The organism is Ancylobacter radicis (assembly GCF_018449475.1).
In the GTDB taxonomy this organism is placed as follows: Bacteria; Pseudomonadota; Alphaproteobacteria; order Rhizobiales; family Xanthobacteraceae; genus Ancylobacter; species Ancylobacter radicis.
Map to the genome: position 1 here is coordinate 665,651 of NZ_JAHCQH010000015.1, position 18,209 is coordinate 683,859.

The window sequence follows — 18,209 nt, forward strand, 5'->3', positions numbered from 1 at the left end:
CCGGCGCTATCGCCCGGCGGAATCACAGGAACGGCGCCGGCGCGCGAAGGCGCGCAGGAATGTATCGACCGTGTGATTTACCACCCGCCCGATCTCGGCCTCGGAGGCGGCTTCCTCACCGAAGAACATCGGCATGACGATCCGCGCGTGGCAGCCGATGACGAATTGCCAGGCGGCAAGTTCGATGTCGTCGATCTCCAGCTCGCCACGCTCGATCTTGGCCCGCAACCACGCTGCCAGCCGCTCGACCCCGCGCTCATGCGAGGCGGCGAGAAAGATCCGCCCGATCTCGGGGAACTTCTCCGCCACGCCGACCACCATGCGCACGGTGCTGATCTTCGACGGTTCGATCATGGCGCGGATGTAGCGATGGCCGAGCGCCGTCAGGCTGGCAGCCACGTCGGCATCCACATCGAGGTCGAAGCAATGCTCGGCGGTCTGTTCGCATTCCTCCGTCACCAGCGCGGCGAACAGATCGACCTTCGAGCTGAAATAGACATAGAGCGTGCCCTTGGAGACCCCCGCCGCGCGGGCGATCTGGCCCATGCTGGCACCATCGAAACCGCTGGCACGAAACACCTCGCGCGCTCCGTGCAGGATCTGGCCCCGCTTTTCCCGTCCGTGGATGGAGATGGGAGCGAGGTGGACCACACTGTCCAGGAGTTCGGACGGCTCGGGCGTTTTCAGAGGCTCATGCAACGGGGTCACGGATAGGGCCTGGCTCCACGCAAAACGACCATAAACTGGTTCGAAGTGCACTTTCAGCACAATGCCATGAAGCAGGGTGTTACCCAACGATATCAGACCAAAGGATAGCGGAAAAATTTTGACCAAACCGTTCAGTTTTCCTTGCCCGAAGCCGGCGGGCTGACTAAAACGGTTCCAGCCACGGTGACGGTTGAAGGTCCCGCAAGCTTTCAGACGCTGGCACCGCTGGTAGAGGGAGGAGGGTTAATTCCGCCCCCCAATCCTCCTCCCTCAGCCATCTGGCCGGCACCGGAGACTCCGCTTGGCTCCCGCCGCCCGCCGGGTTAATGCTGCGCTGCCGCGCTTTGGCCGGCCTGCGCGATTGCGGAGCCTCATGAAACGCATCTCCCGACCCTGCCGGTACCCGAACCGCGCCTGTCCAGCGGCCTCGCCGATGGCTTCGCCGGCGCATCGTCCGGCCTGTGGTGAGCCGTCACGGCATGGCTAGTCCCGCAGCGGCCAAAAGCCGGGTCCTCCCGCTCGCCGCCGAAACCGCCGCGCTTGGCGTGGTGTTCGGCGACATCGGCACCAGCCCGCTCTATGCGTTCAAGCAGGGTCTGCTCGCCGTCGGCGGCACGGCCGTGACCCATTCCGAGGTGCTGGGCCTGCTCTCCCTCATCACCTGGGCGATCATCCTTTCCATCTCGATCAAATATGTCTCGCTGGTGCTGCGGGCCGACAATGACGGCGAAGGCGGCATCCTCGCCCTCGTCACCCTGCTCGACCTGCATCGCAGCGCCACCGGCAAGCGGCTTTTCCTGCTGATCGCCGGGCTCATCGGCGCCGCCATGCTGATCGGCGACGGCGTGCTGACCCCGGCCATGTCGGTGCTCTCCGCCATCGAGGGTCTGGAGGTCATCGCCCCCGCGCTTGATCACTGGATCGTCGCCGTCACCGTGCTGGTGATCCTGCTGGTGTTCTTCTCCCAGCGGGCGGGCACCGAGCGGATCGGCGCGTTCTATGGACCGATCATGCTGGTCTGGTTCGGCTCGCTCGCCGCGCTCGGCGTGCACGGCATCGTCCAGGCACCGCAAGTGCTCTGGGCGCTCGATCCGCGCCACGGCATCGAACTGCTCAACGACCATATCTGGTTCGCCGGCGCGGTGCTGGGAGCGATCTTCCTGGCCATTACCGGCGGCGAGGCGCTCTATGCCGATCTCGGCCATTTCGGCCGCAAGGTCATCACCCGCGCCTGGCTGCTGGTCGCCATGCCGGCCCTGCTGCTGAACTATTACGGCCAGGGCGCCATCGTGCTGGTGAACCGGGAGGCGGTGCGCAACCCGTTCTACGACCTCTCGCCCGATTTCGTCGACGTGCCGCTGCTCATCCTCGCCACCGCCGCCACCGTCATCGCCTCGCAGGCCATCATCACCGGCGTGTTCTCCCTCGCCAAGCAGGCGATCGAGCTGGGCTACCTGCCGCCCATGCGCATCCGCTACACCAGCGAGCACAACGACCAGCACATCTATGTCGGCCGGCTCAACTGGATCATGATGATCGCCTGCGCGCTGATCGTGGTCTCGTTCGGCTCGTCCGACCGGCTGGCCTCGGCCTATGGCATCGCGGTGGCCATGGCGATGGTGTCGACCACCATTCTCTTCGTCGCCTATGTCCGCCGGAGCTGGCGCTGGCCGCTGCCGGCGCTGATCCTGCTCGCCGGCAGCCTCGGGGTGATCGACATCTCCTTCGCCGCCGCCAATCTCACCAAGCTGCATGATGGCGGCTGGCTGCCCGTCACCATCGCCGCCATCGTGCTGCTCATCATGGTGTCGTGGCGGCGCGGGCTGGAGGGGCTGGGCATCCAGCAGCGCCGCTTCACCGAACCGCTCGATGCCTTCATCGCCCGCGGCCGCCCACCGGCCTGCGCCATCAGCCCGCGCACCGCGATCTTCCTGTCGCGCGGCGGGGCGGTGACGCCGGTGGCGCTCGGGCGGGTATCGGATCTGCTGGACGTGCAGTTCACCAAGGCGGTCATCGTCTCGGTCTGGATCGCCTCGCGGCCGCGCGTGCCGGTGGATGAGCGCGTGCGCGTGCTACCGCTCGATGGGGTGCATGTGCGCGTCGATGTGCGCTTCGGCTACATGCAGCAGATCGACGTTCCCGCCGTGCTCGGCCCGGCGCTCTATGCGCAGGGGATCGACCCGGACGAGGCGGTCTATGTGATCGGCCATGAGCGGGTGATGCCGCCCGAGGACATTCGCGGCGTGCGCGATGTGCTGGCCCATGTGTTCGCCTTCCTCGCCCGCAATGCCGAGCGTTCGGTCGACCGCTTCGGCCTGCCGCGCCCGCGCACCATCGAGATCGGCTATCCGGTGCGGCTGTAGCCGCCCGTTCACGCTGCCGCGAGCGGGTGCGCGAGGTCACGCCAGCGCCCCTATCTGGCGGCACAAGCGCGCCGCTGCCGACGGGCCGGCAGGCTGGCGACAGCGCGCCGGCGCATCATGGCGTCAGCTAATCCGTCGCACCGCCGCTTAAGCGGTTTCGCCGGCCCGCCGGGTCTGCTAGGGCTGCCGCCAACCACCACGAACGCGGCAAAGATGATGGTGAGTGCGCGATGAAGGGGCTTAAGGCCATATTCGGCTGGCTGCGGGGGCATGTCGGCTGGCATACGCTCGGCGTCGTCGCGAGCCTCGTCATCATCGGCATCGCTGCCGTGGTGCTCTACGAGATGCTTCGCAACATCCGCCCGGCGGAGGTATTCGACGCGCTCACCGGCACGGAGCCGTGGCGGGTGGGCCTCGCCGCGCTGTTCGTGGCGGCGGCCTATTTCACCCTCACCTTCTATGACTGGTTCGCGCTGCGCACCATCGGCAAGCCGCATGTGCCCTACCGCACCGCCGCGCTCGCCTCCTTCACCTCCTATTCCATCGGCCATAATATCGGCTTCTCCGCCTTCACCGGCGGCACGGTGCGCTACCGCATCTATTCGGCGCACGGCCTCGGCGCGATCGATGTCGCCAAGCTGTGCTTCATCACCGGGCTGACCTTCTGGCTGGGCAACATCGCCATTCTCGGCCTCGGCATCTCGATCGAGCCCTGGGCGGCCAGCGCGGTCGACCAGTTGCCGCCCTGGGTCAACCGGCTGATCGGTCTCGGCCTGCTGGCCGGGCTGGCCGCCTATGCCGTATGGGTCGGGCTGAAGCCGCGCCGCATCGGCGTCGGCCAGGGGCACTGGACGGTAACGCTGCCGGGGACGAAGCTCACCCTGCTGCAGATCGCCATCGGCATTATCGACCTGACCTGCTGCGCGGCGGCAATGTATGTGCTGATGCCGCAGAGCCCCTATATCGACCCGATCGCGCTCGGCGTCATCTTCATCTCGGCCACCCTGCTCGGCTTTGCCAGCCATGCGCCGGGCGGACTCGGCGTGTTCGACGCGGCGATGCTGGTGGCGCTGTCGCAATTCGAGAAGGAGCCGCTGCTCGGCGCGCTGCTGCTGCTGCGGCTGCTCTACTACGTGACGCCCTTCGCTATCGCCCTGGTCGTTCTCGGCCTGCGCGAACTGCGGATGAGCCGACGCAAGCGCGCCATTCCCCCGCCGTCCGTCTCGGTCGATCCGCTGGCCGAGCCGCCGGTTCTGGAACCCGACGCCGAGCTGGCGACGGAGGCCGCCGGTCACGCCGCCATCAGTGGCGAGCCGCCGCGCCGCGCGGCAAGCTGACCACCGCGCGAAGAGGCCTCCTTTAGGAAGCCTCGCGCAGCACAGGCCAGAGATTTTTGTTCTGACGCATTTTCTTCACGCGAACCGGAATCCAGTTCGCTCGAAAAGGCTCTAGCGCAGCAGGCCGGGAAGGCTGGGCATCATGCCCTGCATGCCGGAGGGCAGGCGCGTCACCTTCACACCGGGCGGCAGCTCGAACAGCGCCGGGTCCTGCGGCCCGCGCACCAGCTCGATCGCCTCGAACACGATCTGCGGCTTGCCGTTCACCTCGGCGCGCGCCCGCACCGTGATTCCGTCAGAGGTGATGCAGGCCTCGACCGGCGTGCCGCTGCGATCCTCGCGCGTGCGCCAGATGTCGCAGATCTCGCCGGCCACACGGTCCTCGCCGCCGCGCGTGCCCTCGCCGCCCGGATCGGCGGCGGCGAAGTCCGCCGGAAGCTCGACGTCGAAGGCGCGGTTGCCCATGCCGGGAATGGCGACCAGCATCAGCATGCGGTTGCGGGCGAGGTCGACGATGCCCGTCATGTCGCCGGGCATTCCCGGCTGGCTCACCTCGAACCGCATCCGCTCGCCCTTATGGGCGAGCTTCATGCGCGAATCCTCCGGCCCACGGGCGGTCAGGCTGTAGTCGACCTGGGGACGCGGCAGCTTCTCAGCCGCGAGTGCCGGGGCCGGTACCCACGCCAAGGCGCCCCCGCAGGCGAGGGTTGCCAGCCACACCGGCAGGATCGGACCATTTGTCAGCATAACGACCTCCACCTCTCAGAACGCATGTCGTTCCAGAAAGGTCCCGCCATCCATGACGATGGCGGGGTCGGGAACCCCGACAATCCGGTCATCGCGCCCCTCATAGGGCAGATGCGAGAGAATCTGCCGGATCGCGCCGAGCCGCGCCCGCATCTTGTCGTTGGAGAGCACAGCGGTCCAGGGGCCGGCCGGGCTGTGGCTGGCCTCGATCATCGCGTTGCGAGCGGCGGAAATCGCGTCCCAGCGCGAGGGCGCCGACAGGTCGACGGGCGAAAGCTTCCACTGCTTCAGTGGGTCCTTGTGGCGGGCGTGCAGGCGCTTGAGCTGCATTTCCCGGCCAATGTCGAGCCAGATCTTGAACAGGCGGATCCCGTCATCCACCAGCATCTTCTCGAAGGTCGGCACCTGGTCGAGGAACTGGGCGGTCTGCGCCGGGGTGCAGTAGCCCATCACCGGCTCGACGACGGCCCGGTTGTACCAGGAGCGGTCGAACATCACGATCTCGCCCTTATAGGGCATGTGCGCGACATAACGCTGGAAATACCATTGCGCGCGCTCGATCTCGGTCGGCTTGTCGAGCGCCACCACCCGCACATAGCGCGGGTTGAGATGCTGCACGAAGCGGTGGATCGTGCCGCCCTTGCCGGCCGCATCGCGCCCCTCGAAGACGATGACGATGCGCTCGCCCGCCTTCTTCACCCATTCCTGCACCTTGAGCAGTTCGATCTGCAGCAGCCGCAGATCATCCTCATAATCGCCGCGCTTGGGCCGGTCGGTGTAGGGGTAGTTGCCGCTGCCATAGGCCCGGCTGTCGATGATGTCCGGCAGTTCCGGGGCATCGACCGAGAAGTCGGCCAGCGCGCGGGCCAGCATGCTTTCGGGATTCTCGATCCCGCCCGTCGCGGCAGTCCCATGGCCCGCGGTCGCCTTGTTGGCGTCCTTGGCGGCCTGTTTGGCGGCGGATTTTTTCGACCCGACCGATTTCTCCGGCTTCTTCGTCATATGGAAGCCTCTCGCCTGTACAATAAGGAAGGGATTCGTTCATGCTCATGCATGGGGGCCGATTCAGCATCGGCGCGACGAGCATAGCGAATTCCCCCTGTCTCAGGAATCGGTCGACATGGCCAGCAGCGATCCAGCCCCTTTTGCGGAAGACACGCTGTATGAGCGGGTGCTCGGCGCGCGCTGGGCGCTGCTCGCGGCGGCGCTCGGCCTTGGCGGCGCCGTGTGGGCGGATGCTCTTGCCCCGCTCCCGGCGGTGATGATCGGGGCCCTCGTGCTGCTCGGCGCGTTCCTGCCCGGCCGGCGCCGGCCGGTGGTCGCCGCGCTGGCCCGCCTCGCCACGCAGGGCGAGCCGAAGCCGCTGCGCCTCGGCGCCGGCGAGGAACGCCTCACCGCTTTGGTGCGCGCCCTGCCGGAGGCCGCGCTGTTGCTCGATCCGCGCGGCACCGTGCTGGTCGCCAACGCCCGCGCCAAGGGCATGGTCGCCAGCGTGCGGGTGGGCGACCCGGTCTCCTTCGCGGTACGCGTGCCGGAAGTGCTGGAGGCGATCCGCGCCGCCATCGCCGACGGCCAGCCGCGCCGCATCGAATTTGCCGAGCGCGTGCCGATCGACCGCTGGCTGCGCGCCGACATCGTGCCGATCCGCTCCAGCGAGGCGAAGGGCGAGGGGCGTGGCGACAGCCGCGCCGATTTCCGCACCGAGGCCCAGCGGCGCGCGACCGATGCCGTGCTGGTGAGCTTCGTCGATCTCACCCAGCAGCGGCGCATCGAGCAGATGCGGGTCGACTTCATCGCCAATGCCAGCCATGAGCTGCGCACCCCGCTGGCCTCGCTGTCCGGCTTCATCGAGACGCTGCAGGGCCCGGCCCGCAACGACACCCATGCCCGCGAACGCTTCCTCAAGATCATGGGCGAGCAGGCGCGGCGCATGTCGCGCCTCATTGACGACCTGCTGTCGCTCTCGCGCATCGAGCTGAACGCCCATATGCGGCCCGAGACGGAACTCGACCTTGTCGGCATCGTCGGCCATGTGCGCGACACGCTCGCCCCGCTCGGCCGCGAGCGCGGGGTGGAGATCGGCCTCACCCATCCGGCTATGCCGGTGAAGGTGCGCGGCGATCGCGACGAACTGTTCCGGGTGTTCGAGAATCTGGTCGAGAACGCCTTGAAATATGGTGGCTCGGGCGGCAGGGTCGAGATCAGCGTCGCGCGCGAGGGCGGGGACGCGATCGTCTCGATCCGCGATTACGGCCCCGGCATCGCCCCCGAACATGTGCCGCGCCTCACCGAGCGTTTCTACCGCGTCGACACCGCCCATTCGCGCGAACAGGGCGGCACCGGCCTCGGCCTCGCCATCGTGAAACACATCGTGGCCCGGCATCGCGGGCGGCTCGGCATCGAGAGCACGCCGGGCGAAGGCTCGACCTTTTCCGTGCGGCTCGCCGCAGACGCTTCGGACGGGTCGGAAAGCAACGCTGCATCAGCGGCTTAGCCTGTCATCAAGACGTCATTCCAAAGTCATAGAACCGTGGCGCCGGGAGGTTAGATATACCCCCGCCACCCATTTCCGCCGTTTTCGGCCATCGGAGCATGCGGGCACTGGCCCGTATGCTGCTGGTCATCCAGCTCAGGAGAGCATCCTTGAAAATCACCCACATCCTCGGCGCTGCCGCGCTGTCCTTCAGTGCCCTTCTGTCCGGGACCGCCTTCGCGGCCGACATCAACGGCGCCGGCGCGTCCTTCCCGGCCCCGGTGTATCAGGCGTGGGCTGCGGCCTATAAGGAGAAGACCGGCACGGGCCTGAACTATCAGTCGATCGGCTCCGGCGGCGGTCAGAACCAGATCGTCAACCGCACCGTCGATTTCGGCGCTTCCGACGCGCCGATGAAGGACGACAAGCTCGAATCCGCCAACCTGCTGCAGTTCCCGACCGTGATCGGCTCGGTCGTCGCGATCTTCAACCTCGACGGCGTTGACTCGCTGGTGCTCGACGGTCCGGTGCTCGCCGAGATCTACCAGGGCAAGATCACCAAGTGGAACGACCCCAAGATCGCCGCGCTGAACAAGGGCGCCAAGCTGCCCGAGACCGCGATCGTTCCGGTCTATCGTTCGGACAGCTCGGGCACCTCGTTCGTGTTCACCTCCTACCTCGCCTCGGCCAATGGCGACTGGAAGTCCGCCGTCGGCGCCGCCACCTCCGTTCAGTGGCCGGTCGGCGCGGGCGCAAAGGGCAATGAAGGCGTTGCCGGCACCGTGAAGAACACCAAGGGCGCCATCGGCTACGTCGAGTTCATCTACGCCGCCGCCAACAAGCTGACCGCCGCCGACCTCGTCAACAAGGCCGGCAAGGTCGTGAAGCCCGAGACCAAGGCGTTCATGGAAGCCGCCGCTGCCGCCGATTGGAAGGGTGCGAAGAACTTCGCCGCCTCGATGATCGACACCGCCGGCCCGGGCGCCTGGCCGATCACCTCGGCGACCTACATCCTGCTGCCGAAGAACCCGACCAACGCCACGCAGTCGGCCGAGGCCATCAAGTTCTTCAACTGGGCCTACACCGCTGAAGGCGACGCCGTCGCCGAGAAGCTGCATTACATCCCGCTCCCGGACTCGGTCGTCACCGACATCAAGAAGGCCTGGGCCACCGAAGTGAAGGCTGACGGCAAGGCTGTCTGGACCAACTGATCTTTATTGATCCACGAAAAAGAGGGGCGGCCGTTGCGGCGGCTGCCCCTTCTCGTGAGCGCCGCCTGATAGTACCCGCGGCGAATCCCGCGGCCGTTGCCAAACCGGCATCGCCGGTCCGGCATGACGCCGCCGCCACGCCCCCGACATGACGCACGAGACGCCTTAGCGAGCCCCCGCGCGCACACCCGGTCCCCTCAGGGGTCCACGCCCGACGGCGCTGACAGGATCACAGACACATGGACGCCACGCTTACCGGAAACCAAGCGGCCATGGCCGCCGCGCGCAAGCCTACCGGCCGCCTCAGCGACCCCATCTTCGTCGGGCTGCTCTGGACCAGCGGCATCTTCGTGCTGATCCTGCTCGGCCTGATCATCGCCATGCTGTTCGAGGGCGGTCTGCCCGCGCTGCGCGAGTTTGGCCTGAGCTTCATCTGGTCGACGACCTGGAACCCGGTCACCGAGGTGTTCGGCGCCGGCGTCATGGTGTTCGGCACCGTCTTCAGCGCCGTGATCGCGGTGATCATCGCCCTGCCGCTGTCCTTCGGCATCGCCTTCTTCCTGACCGAGATCGCGCCGCAGCAGCTTCGCCGGCCGATCGGCGTCGCCATCCAGCTCCTCGCCGCCATTCCCTCGATCATCTACGGCATGTGGGGCTTCTTCGTCATCGTGCCGCTGATGGCCGCCTATGTGCAGCCGCCGCTGATCGAATGGCTCGGCCCGATCCCCGTGCTCGGCGCGCTGTTCCAGGGCCCGCCGCTTGGCGCGGGCATGCTGACCGCCGGCCTGATCATGGCGATCATGATCCTGCCCTTCATCACCGCCATGTTCGTCGAGGTGCTGGAATCGGTGCCGCCGATGATCAAGGAATCGGCCTATGGCGTGGGCGCGACCACCTATGAAGTGTACCGCAACGTCTCGGTGCCCTATGGCCGTACCGCCATGGTCGGCGCGGTGATGCTCGGCCTCGGCCGCGCGCTGGGCGAGACCATGGCCGTGACCTTCGTCATCGGCAATGCGACGCGCATGTCGGTCTCGCTGTTCGCGCCGGGCGCCACCATCGCCTCCACCATCGCCAACGAATTCCCGGAGGCCTCCAACGGCTCGCTCAAGCTGCAGTCGCTGCTGGAACTCGGCTTCATCCTCTTCGTCATCTCCTTCATCGTCCTGGCGCTCTCGCGGCTGCTGGTCCGCTCGAAGCTCAAGGGTTGAGGAAAGCACATGTCATCGCTCGCCCGTCGCCGCGCCACCGACTACACCGTCAAGGTCATTTCCACCGGCTTCGCCGCGCTCTCGCTCGTCCTGCTCGCCTGGATCCTCTGGACCCTGGTGGCGCGGGGCCTGCCGGCCCTCGGCCCGCATGTGTTCACCAAGATCACCGCGCCTCCGGGCGCGGGCGGCGGTCTGCTTAACGCCATTGTCGGCTCGCTGATCCAGATCAGCGTCGCCCTGGTCATCGGCACGCCGATCGGCCTGATGTGCGGCACCTTCCTCGCCGAGCACGGCAAGAACACGCAGATCGGCAATGCCGTGCGCTTCGTCAATGACGTGCTGCTCTCGGCACCCTCGATCCTAATCGGCCTGTTCGTCTACCAGCTCATGGTCGTGCCGATCGGCGGCTTCTCCGGCTGGGCAGGCTCCTTCGCGCTCGCCATCATCATCATCCCGGTAGTCGTGCGCACCACCGAGGACATGCTGAACCTGGTGCCGATCGGCCTGCGCGAGGCGGCCTTCGCACTCGGCGCGCCGGCGTGGAAGGTCGTCACCCTGGTCACCTGGCGGGCGGCACGCGCCGGCATCGTCACCGGCATCCTGCTGGCCGTGGCCCGCGCTGCCGGCGAGACGGCCCCGCTGCTGTTCACCTCGCTCGGCAATAATGGCTGGTCGCTGGACCTCGGCGTGCCCATGGCGTCTCTGCCGATCGCCATCTATCAATACGCTGCCAGCCCCTTCGAGGACTGGGTCGCCCTGGCCTGGGCCGGCGCCCTTATCATCACCGTCGGGGTGCTCACCCTGAACATCCTTTCCCGCCTCGTCCTGGCGAAGATGAAGTGAGACGGACCATGAATTTCGCGACCGACACGTCGATCGACATCGCCTCCGCCGTGAACCGCGCCACCGCGCCGTCCGCCGAGCCCAAGCTCAAGGTTGAGGGGCTGAACTTCTTCTATGGCGACAACCACGCCCTGAAGAACATCAATTTCGACATTCCCGAGAAGCGCGTCACCGCGATGATCGGGCCGTCGGGCTGCGGCAAGTCCACCCTGCTGCGCATCTTCAACCGCATGTTCCAGCTCTATCCGGGCCAGCGCGCGGAAGGCAAGATCCTGTTCGACGGGGTGGACCTGCTGAGCAAGGACCTCGACTCCACCGTCGTGCGCTCGCGCATCGGCATGGTGTTCCAGAAGCCGACGCCGTTCCCGATGTCGATCTATGACAACATCGCCTTCGGCGTGAAGCTGCACGAGAAGCTCTCCAAGGCCCAGATGGACGAGCGCGTGGAATGGTGCCTGCGCAAGGCCGCGATCTGGGAGGAGACCAAGGACCGTCTCCACACCTCGGCGCTCGGCATGTCCGGCGGCCAGCAGCAGCGCCTGTGCATCGCCCGTACCATCGCGGTGCGGCCGGAAGTGATCCTGCTCGACGAGCCCACCTCGGCGCTCGACCCGATCTCCACCTCGAAGATCGAGGACCTGATCGACGAGCTGAAGCAGGAATTCACCATCGTCATCGTGACGCACAACATGCAGCAGGCGGCCCGCTGCGCCGACATCACCTCGTTCTTCTATCTGGGCGAGCTGATCGAGGTGGCCGCCTCCAACGAGATTTTCACCAATCCGCGCGAGGCCCGCACCCGCGACTACATCACCGGCCGCTTCGGCTGAGCCAGCGGCACAGGAGCCTCCCATGACCGAACACATCGTTTCGTCCTTCGATAACGACCTCAAGGAGCTCAGCCGCCGGGTGGTGGAGATGGGCGGCCAGTCGGAGCGCCTCGTCGCCGACTCGGTTGAGGCCCTGGTCAAGCGCGACACCGAGCTCGCCCAGAAGGTGATCGTGCTCGACGGCCCGGTCGATCTGCTGCAGCGGGAGATCGAGGAAAAGGCGATCCTCACCATCGCCCGCCGCCAGCCCCTGGCCGGCGATCTGCGCGAGATCGTCGCCGCCATGCGCATCGCCAACGACCTTGAGCGCATCGGCGACCTCGCCAAGAACACCAGCAAGCGCGTGCTCGCGCTGACTGGCGAATTCCACCCGCAGAAGCTGGTGCGCGGCGTGGAGCACATGTCGGGCCTGGTGCTGGAGCAGCTCAAGATGGTGCTGGATTCCTATGCCAGCCGCGAGGATGCCCGCGCTCTCGAAGTCTGGCGCCGCGACGGCGACGTCGACGTGCTCTACACCTCGCTGTTCCGCGAACTCCTCACCTATATGATGGAAGATCCGCGCAACATCTCGCTGTGCACGCATCTGCTGTTCTGCGCCAAGAACATCGAGCGCATCGGCGACCACGCCACCAACATCGCCGAGACCGTGCACTATCTCGCCACCGGGCAGTTGCTCACCGACGAGCGGCCGAAGCAGGACACGACCAGCCTCACCTCAATGCCCTTCCCGGCCTGACATGGCCGGCGTGAACGACGAGCGGGGATGAGGTCATGCCCACCAACATATTGATCGTGGAGGATGAGGAGCCCCTCACCCTCCTGCTGCGCTACAATCTCGAATCCGAGGGCTACGCCGTCGACAGCGTGGCGCGGGGCGACGAAGCGGAAACCCGGCTGCGCGAGAGCGTGCCGGACCTGCTCATTCTCGACTGGATGCTGCCGGGGCTTTCCGGCATCGAGCTGTGCCGGCGCCTGCGCGCCCGGCCCGAGACCGAGCGCATGCCGGTGCTGATGCTCACCGCCCGCGGCGAGGAGACCGAGCGCGTGCGCGGCCTCGCCACCGGCGCCGATGATTATGTGGTGAAGCCCTTCTCGGTGCCCGAGCTGGTCGCCCGCGTGCGGGCCCTGCTGCGCCGGGCGAAGCCCGAGCATGTCTCGACGCTGCTGCGCGCCGGCGACATCGAGCTTGATCGCGAAACCAAGCGCGTCCACCGCGCCGGTCGCGAGCTGCATCTCGGTCCCACGGAGTTCCGCCTGCTCGAATTCCTCATGCAGTCGCCCGGTCGCGTCTATTCCCGCGAGCAATTGCTCGACGGCGTGTGGGGCCAGGACGTCTATATCGACGAGCGCACCGTCGACGTGCATGTCGGCCGCCTGCGCAAGGCGCTCAACCGCCCGCGCCAGCCGGACCCCATCCGCACCGTGCGCGGCTCGGGCTACTCGTTTAACGAGATGTTCGCCCGCGCCCATTGAGGGCGAGGCAGCTACCAGCCGGCATCATCCGATCATCAAGCCCTCCCCCGTGGAGGGCTTTTTGCTATGCACTGACCCGGCGTCCCGCCACCGCACCGGAGCCCATGATTTGGGCAACTCGACCTTCTGCTGAAATTCTTCGCGATTGCGGTCGACGAGGCCCATGGTCTGGCACATACTCTCCCGGCGAATTCCTCACGGGAGCAGCACATGGGCGGGCACCATCACGGGCGTGACGGGCATCACGGCCACCACCATCCCCCGCAGGGGCCGGGATCGGATGACGCGGCCGACGCGCTGCTGCGCTCCATCGGCGACATCGACATCGCCGTGCGGGTCAAGGCGCTGGAGGAATTGCTGACCGCCAAGGGGCTGGTCGATCCCGCCGCGCTCGATGCCGTGGTCGATCTCTACGAGAACCAGATCGGCCCGAAGAACGGCGCCAAAGTCATCGCCCGCGCCTGGACCGACCCGGCCTATCGCGCCCGTCTGCTGGCCAGCCCGAACGCGGCGATCGCAGAACTCGGCTTCACCGGGGCGCAGGGCGAGAACATGGTGGTGCTGGAGAACACCGGCGAGGTGCACAACGTCGTCGTCTGCACGCTGTGCTCTTGCTACCCGTGGCCGGTGCTGGGCTTGCCGCCGGTCTGGTACAAATCCATGCCCTACCGCACCCGCATCGTGCGCGATCCCCGCGCCGTGCTGGCCGAGTTCGGCACGGTGCTGCCGCCGACCATGGAAATCCGCGTCTGGGACAGCAATTCCGAGGTGCGCTACCTCGTATTGCCCCGCCGCCCCGCCGGCAGCGAGGGGTTGGACGAGACCGACCTCGCCCGTCTCGTCACCCGCGACAGCATGATCGGCGTCACCGAGCCGCTGGAGCCGGAGGCTCTTACATGAATCCCGCCGGAGGCTCTCGCATGAGTTCCGCCGGAGGCGCGCGATGAACTCCGTGCATGATTGCGGCGGCATGGATGGCTTCGGCCCGGTGGTGCCGCCGGGCTATGACGGCACCGAGCCGGTGTTCAAGAGCGACTGGGAACGCCGGATGCTCGCCGTCTTCATGGCGACCATCGGCCCGTTCTATTCCGACGATGAATTCCGCCAGTCGCGCGAGTGTCTTGAGCCGGCAAAATACCTCACCCGCTCCTATTACGAACAATGGTGGTTCGCCGTCACCCGGCTGATGCTGGAAAAGGCGCTGGTCGCGCCGCAGGCCCTCGCCGCGCGTCTGACCCCGGTCCAGCAAGAGCCTGCACTGGAACCCGCGCCCCTCGACACCCCGCCGCTCGATGCCGCGCAGTTGCTGGCCGCGCTGCGCGAGGGGGCGACGACGCGGATCGACGATGCGACGCGCGCCCCCGCCTTCGCGGTCGGCCAGCGCGTGCTCACCCGCAACCTCAACCCGCCGACCCATACCCGCCTGCCGCGCTATTGCCGCGGCAAAAAGGGCGAGGTGGTGAAGGTGCATGGCCTGTTCGCGCTGCCGGATGTGCGGGCGCTCGGCGATGAGGACACCCGCCAATGGTGCTACGCCGTGCGCTTTACCCTGCGCGAGCTGTGGGGCGAGGATGCCGCGGCCGGTGACAGCCTGACCATCGACCTGTGGGACAGCTATCTCGTCCCCGATCCGGCGGGAGACGCCGCATGAGCACGCCCGCGCCGGAACCCCTGCTGCCGGATTTCGAGCGTCCGGGCGCCTTCGCCGCGCCATGGGAAGCGATGATCTTCGCCATCGTGCTGAAGCTGCACGAGGCCGGGCATTTCGCCTGGAACGACTTCGCGGCGGCGCTGAGCGCGCAGATTCACGCCCATCCCGAACGCTCCTATTATGTCTGCTGGACCGATGCGGCGATCACCCTGCTGACCGAGCGCGGCCTGGTCGAGGAGGCGGCGCTGCTCCGCCAGGCGCTTGCCATCGAGCGGTTCCGCGCCGCCGACCATCACCACATCGCCCGCACCGAGCCGATCGCAATCGGGCCCGCGCAGGGCTGACGCTATCAGCCGGGCGCGGGGCGGAACTGCGCCTCGATCTCCAGCAGGCGCTGCTTGCGCCACAGCCCGCCGCCATAGCCGGTGAGCGCGCCATCGGCACCGATCACCCGGTGGCAGGGGATGATCAGCGCGAGCTGGTTGGCCCCGTTCGCCCGCGCCACCGCGCGGACCGCCGAGGGTTCGCCGATGCGCCGGGCGATCTCGCCATAGCTCGCGGTCTCGCCGGGCGGAATGCGCCGCAGCTCGGCCCAGACCGCGCGGGTAAACGCGCTGCCGTCCAGCGCCAGCGGCGTCGCGAAATCGGCCGAGCGGCCGGCGAAATAATCCGACAATTCGGCCCGAATCTGTTCGGTCGGCGGGGTGCTGCCAATGCCGAGATCGCCCTTGGCCCGCTGGCGCAGGCGGGTCATCTCGGCGGGAAGCCCGCGCCGCTCGACAAATTCCAGAAGGTGCAGATGGCTGGTGCTGGAGACGGCGATCATGTCGCCAAGCGGCGTGCCGATCCAGTCCGCCAGCAGCCGGCCCTGCCCGGCAATCTCGCCGGGGGCGCAGCCGATCAGCCGGGCGAAGGCGGCGCGGAAGGCGCTGGGCGACTGGAACCCCGCCTCCTGCTGCGCGGCGATCACCGAGCCACCCAGCGCCAGCGTCTCGAATCCCTCGCGCAGCCGGCGGTGCCGCGCCATGTCGAGAAAGGTCATGCCGAACTGCCGCTTGAAGGCGCGCCGCACGGTGGAGAGGTCATAGCCCATGCGCGCGATGTCCGCCTCGCCGAAGCGGTAAGCGGGGCGCGCATCCAGCGCGGCGAGCAGGGCCGCAATCATCGGGTCGGCGTCAGCCGCCGGCTGGAGCGGGTGACACCTTTTGCAGGGACGGAAGCCCGCCTCGATGCATGCGCCGATGGTCGGGCGGAAGGTACAGTTCTCGGCGTTCGGCTTGCGCGCCGGGCAGCTCAGCCGGCAGAAAATGCCGGTGGTGGCGACGCAGACATAAACGCGTCCCTCATAGCTCTCGTCGCGCGCCAGCAGCGCGCGGTAAAGCGTGTCGGGATCCGGCAGGGTGAGGTCGAACAGATCGCGCGTCTCGGTCAGCATGAAGGGACGCTAGCATCGCCCGCCCCCGCGCGCCGCCGGAAAACGGGCGGTTATTTCCCGCCCGCCGGCCCGGCGCGAGGCCTCAGGTCCGCGTGATCGACAGGCCGCCATCGACCAGATGCGCGGTTCCCGAGACGAAGGACGAATCGTCCGAGGCGAGATAAAGCACCGAGCGGGCGAGTTCCTCGGGGCGCGCGACGCGCTTCAGCGCATGCAAGTTGGTGACGAAGGATTGCGCCTCGGGCGTATCATTGGCCTCGCGGTACATGTCCGTCTCCACCGCCCCGGGCAACACGGCATTGACCCTCACCCCCTGCGGCCCGAACTCGGCGGCCAGCGCCTGGGTGAGGCCGATCAGCCCGGATTTCGAGGCGGCATAGGCGGCAAGGCCCGGAAACGCCGTGGTGTAGCCGACAAAGGTCGAGGTGAAGATCACCGAGCCGCCGCCGGTCTTCAGCATCTGCGCGATCTGGTGCTTGGCACCGAAGAAGGCGCCGGTGAGGTTAATCGCCAGCGCGTCCTCCCATCCGCTGGCGGAGACGCCGGTGCTCGGCCCCTTCTCGCCCAGCGTGCCGGCATTGTTGAAGGCGATATCGAGCCGACCGAAACGCTCGGCCGCCAGCGCCACCAGCGCCTGCGCGTAGTCTTCCGAGCGCACGTCGCCGGCCAGCGCCACCGCGTCGCCGCCTGCGGCCGCGATTTCGGCGACCAGCGTGTCCAGTTCGGCCTGGCGGCGGGCGCCGACCACGACCTTGGCGCCCTCGGCGGCGAACAGCCGCGCCGTGGCGCGGCCGATACCGGAACTGGCGCCCGTGACAATCGCCACCTTGCCCGTGAGACGTGACATGAGATTTCTCCGTGATTTCAGACTGATCCGCCACCGGACGATCCCGGCCGACCCGTTTCGCTGGAGAGTATGGCCCGCGCCGTGCGTTCGGATTAGACTACCAAAAGTGGAATTCATGTACGGAAAAGCCGAACGATGAAACTGGATGGCATCGCCGCTTTCGTCGCCATCGCCGAGGCCGGCTCGATCAGCGAGGCGGCGCGGCGGCTGCGGCTGTCGAAATCGGTGGTCAGCGACCGGCTGGCGCAGCTCGAACACCGTCTCGGCGCACGTCTGGTGCATCGCTCGACCCGCCGGCTGTCGCTGACGGAGGACGGCGCGGCCTTTCTGGAGATGGCGTCGGAATCGCTGCGCGGCCTCGACGCGGCGGTCGCCACGCTGGCCGAGCGGCGCGGCACCCTGAGCGGCCCGCTCAGGATCTCCGCCCCGGTGACGCTGACCGCCCTGCATATCGGGCCGGCGCTCTACCCCTTCCTGCGCCGCCACCCGCAGATCGAACTGAGTATCGAGCTTGATGACCGTGTGGTCGACGCGCAGGCGGAGGGGTATGACGGCGTGATCCGCCACGGGGCGATGCGCGATAGCCCGCTGACCGCGTGGCGCCTCGCCCGCAGCCGGCGCGTGCTGGTGGCTTCACCCGATTATCTGGAGCAGCACGGCACGCCCCGCGACCTCACTGAGCTGAATGACCATCGCGGGATTTTCTACACCCATCGCGGCCTTGCCGACTGGCAGTTCATCGTCGAGGGCGGCCGCGTCCAGGTGCGCGCCAAGGTCGGCCTGCAGGTCAATAACGGCATGGTCATGCGCGACGCGGCCATCGCCGGGCTCGGCATCACCCTGCTGCCCCTGTTCATCGCCGGGCCCGACATCGGCGCCGGCACGCTGCGGGTGATCGAGGTCGGCGCCGAGCCGGAAGCCGAGTTCATCTATGTCGCGCATCCCGAGGGTCGCAATCCCACGGCCAAGCTCCGCGCGCTGGCCGACTGCCTGCGCGCGGCTTTCGGCGATCCGCCCTATTGGGAAGCCGGGATAGATGCCGAGCCGGGCACATAGCCGGATCGGCAGGGCGCGCTCAGC

Annotated in this window: 18 protein-coding genes; 13 read left to right on the top strand and 5 right to left on the bottom strand. The window is 67.5% G+C overall.

Features of this window, described 5'->3' with window-relative positions; genetic code table 11:
• Positions 1-6 precede the first annotated feature (6 nt).
• The gene (locus KIP89_RS09115; protein WP_369807092.1) at positions 7-708 is read right to left on the bottom strand and encodes a TetR/AcrR family transcriptional regulator; all 702 of its coding nucleotides are present in this window, start codon (positions 706-708) and stop codon (positions 7-9) included.
• Between the two features lie 479 nt (positions 709-1,187).
• Between KIP89_RS09115 and KIP89_RS09120 the strand changes: the two genes are divergently transcribed.
• Positions 1,188-3,071 (top strand): potassium transporter Kup, encoded by a 1,884-nt coding sequence (locus KIP89_RS09120; protein WP_213755053.1) that lies wholly within the window; start codon positions 1,188-1,190, stop codon positions 3,069-3,071.
• Positions 3,072-3,301: 230 nt separating this feature from the next.
• Entirely contained in the window at positions 3,302-4,408 is a 1,107-nt protein-coding gene (locus KIP89_RS09125) for a putative bifunctional lysylphosphatidylglycerol flippase/synthetase (RefSeq protein WP_213755054.1), read from the top strand.
• A 111-nt stretch (positions 4,409-4,519) separates the two neighbouring features.
• On the opposite strand, the gene KIP89_RS09130 is transcribed toward KIP89_RS09125, so the two are convergent.
• A complete protein-coding gene (locus KIP89_RS09130; RefSeq protein WP_213755055.1) occupies positions 4,520-5,155 on the bottom strand; it encodes a hypothetical protein in 636 nt (211 codons plus the stop codon).
• Positions 5,156-5,170: 15 nt separating this feature from the next.
• A complete protein-coding gene (gene ppk2, locus KIP89_RS09135) occupies positions 5,171-6,157 on the bottom strand; it encodes a polyphosphate kinase 2 (RefSeq protein ID WP_213755056.1) in 987 nt (328 codons plus the stop codon).
• 118 nt (positions 6,158-6,275) lie between these two features.
• Here ppk2 and KIP89_RS09140 point away from each other — a divergent pair, with 118 nt between their 5' ends.
• The 10 genes from KIP89_RS09140 to KIP89_RS09185 all read left to right on the top strand — a co-directional run bounded on the left by KIP89_RS09140 (position 6,276) and on the right by KIP89_RS09185 (position 15,191).
• Positions 6,276-7,649 carry an ATP-binding protein gene (locus KIP89_RS09140; protein WP_213755057.1) on the top strand — a complete coding sequence of 458 codons (1,374 nt, stop codon included), beginning with the start codon at positions 6,276-6,278 and terminating at the stop codon, positions 7,647-7,649.
• Between the two features lie 149 nt (positions 7,650-7,798).
• The gene (gene pstS / locus KIP89_RS09145; RefSeq protein ID WP_213755058.1) at positions 7,799-8,839 is read left to right on the top strand and encodes a phosphate ABC transporter substrate-binding protein PstS; all 1,041 of its coding nucleotides are present in this window, start codon (positions 7,799-7,801) and stop codon (positions 8,837-8,839) included.
• A gap of 239 nt (positions 8,840-9,078) precedes the next feature.
• The gene (pstC, locus tag KIP89_RS09150) at positions 9,079-10,050 is read left to right on the top strand and encodes a phosphate ABC transporter permease subunit PstC (protein WP_213755059.1); all 972 of its coding nucleotides are present in this window, start codon (positions 9,079-9,081) and stop codon (positions 10,048-10,050) included.
• Between the two features lie 9 nt (positions 10,051-10,059).
• Complete coding sequence (gene pstA, locus KIP89_RS09155; protein ID WP_213755060.1) at positions 10,060-10,893, top strand: phosphate ABC transporter permease PstA; 834 nt, start codon at positions 10,060-10,062, stop codon at positions 10,891-10,893.
• Between the two features lie 8 nt (positions 10,894-10,901).
• Complete coding sequence (pstB, locus tag KIP89_RS09160) at positions 10,902-11,723, top strand: phosphate ABC transporter ATP-binding protein PstB (RefSeq protein WP_213755061.1); 822 nt, start codon at positions 10,902-10,904, stop codon at positions 11,721-11,723.
• A 22-nt stretch (positions 11,724-11,745) separates the two neighbouring features.
• The gene (phoU, locus tag KIP89_RS09165; RefSeq protein ID WP_213755062.1) at positions 11,746-12,459 is read left to right on the top strand and encodes a phosphate signaling complex protein PhoU; all 714 of its coding nucleotides are present in this window, start codon (positions 11,746-11,748) and stop codon (positions 12,457-12,459) included.
• A gap of 35 nt (positions 12,460-12,494) precedes the next feature.
• Positions 12,495-13,196: a phosphate regulon transcriptional regulator PhoB gene (gene phoB / locus KIP89_RS09170; RefSeq protein ID WP_213755063.1), complete on the top strand. Its 702-nt coding sequence runs from the start codon at positions 12,495-12,497 to the stop codon at positions 13,194-13,196.
• A 210-nt stretch (positions 13,197-13,406) separates the two neighbouring features.
• Positions 13,407-14,096: a nitrile hydratase subunit alpha gene (gene nthA / locus KIP89_RS09175; RefSeq protein ID WP_213755064.1), complete on the top strand. Its 690-nt coding sequence runs from the start codon at positions 13,407-13,409 to the stop codon at positions 14,094-14,096.
• Positions 14,097-14,139: 43 nt separating this feature from the next.
• Positions 14,140-14,847, top strand: coding sequence for a nitrile hydratase subunit beta (gene nthB / locus KIP89_RS09180; RefSeq protein ID WP_213755065.1), 708 nt, complete (start codon positions 14,140-14,142; stop codon positions 14,845-14,847).
• A complete protein-coding gene (locus KIP89_RS09185) occupies positions 14,844-15,191 on the top strand; it encodes a nitrile hydratase accessory protein (protein WP_213755066.1) in 348 nt (115 codons plus the stop codon). The genes nthB and KIP89_RS09185 overlap by 4 nt, the downstream gene beginning before the upstream one ends.
• Before the next feature lie 5 nt (positions 15,192-15,196).
• Here KIP89_RS09185 and KIP89_RS09190 read toward each other — a convergent pair whose 3' ends face one another.
• On the bottom strand, positions 15,197-16,282 hold the full coding sequence (locus KIP89_RS09190; protein ID WP_213755067.1) for a bifunctional transcriptional activator/DNA repair enzyme AdaA: 1,086 nt from the start codon (positions 16,280-16,282) through the stop codon (positions 15,197-15,199).
• Positions 16,283-16,364: 82 nt separating this feature from the next.
• Positions 16,365-17,129, bottom strand: a complete 765-nt coding sequence (locus KIP89_RS09195) for an SDR family oxidoreductase (protein ID WP_213755068.1) — start codon at positions 17,127-17,129, stop codon at positions 16,365-16,367.
• 135 nt (positions 17,130-17,264) lie between these two features.
• Here KIP89_RS09195 and KIP89_RS09200 point away from each other — a divergent pair, with 135 nt between their 5' ends.
• Positions 17,265-18,185 (top strand): LysR family transcriptional regulator, encoded by a 921-nt coding sequence (locus tag KIP89_RS09200; protein ID WP_213755069.1) that lies wholly within the window; start codon positions 17,265-17,267, stop codon positions 18,183-18,185.
• Positions 18,186-18,209 lie beyond the last annotated feature (24 nt).